Source organism: Streptomyces neyagawaensis, assembly GCF_023516595.1.
In the GTDB taxonomy this organism is placed as follows: Bacteria; Actinomycetota; Actinomycetes; order Streptomycetales; family Streptomycetaceae; genus Streptomyces; species Streptomyces neyagawaensis.
In genome coordinates, this window is record NZ_JAMGBG010000242.1 from 1 (window position 1) to 641 (window position 641).

Annotated in this window: 1 pseudogene; it reads left to right on the forward strand. The window is 71.1% G+C overall.

From position 1 onward, the window contains the following. A pseudogene (locus tag M8J73_RS44490) lies at positions 1-641 on the forward strand (2-oxoacid:acceptor oxidoreductase subunit alpha); the annotation flags it as partial.

Sequence of the window (641 nt, forward strand, 5' to 3'; positions counted from 1 at the left end):
TCCGAGACGATCGGGCTCGCGGTGTCGCTGGAACTGCCGCTGCTGATCATCGACATCCAGCGCGGCGGCCCCTCCACCGGCCTGCCCACCAAGACCGAACAGGCCGACCTGCTCCAGGCCATGTACGGCCGCAACGGCGAAGCCCCCGTGCCCGTCGTCGCCCCCCGCACCCCCGCCGACTGCTTCGACGCCGCCCTCGAGGCCGCCCGGATCGCGCTCACCTACCGCACCCCGGTGTTCCTGCTCTCCGACGGCTACCTCGCCAACGGCTCCGAACCCTGGCGCATCCCCGAGCCCGACGAGCTGCCCGACCTGAGCGTGCAGTTCGCCCAGGGCCCCAACCACACCCTCGACGACGGCACCGAGGTGTTCTGGCCCTACAAACGCGACCCTCACACCCTCGCCCGCCCCTGGGCCATCCCCGGCACCCCCGGCCTGGAACACCGCATCGGCGGCATCGAGAAGCAGGACGGCACCGGCAACATCTCCTACGACCCCGCCAACCACGACTTCATGGTCCGCACCCGCCAAGCCAAGATCGACGGCATCGACATCCCCGACCTCCAGGTCGACGACCCGGACCGGGCCGACACCCTGGTCCTCGGCTGGGGCTCGACCTACGGTCCGATCACCGCCGCCGT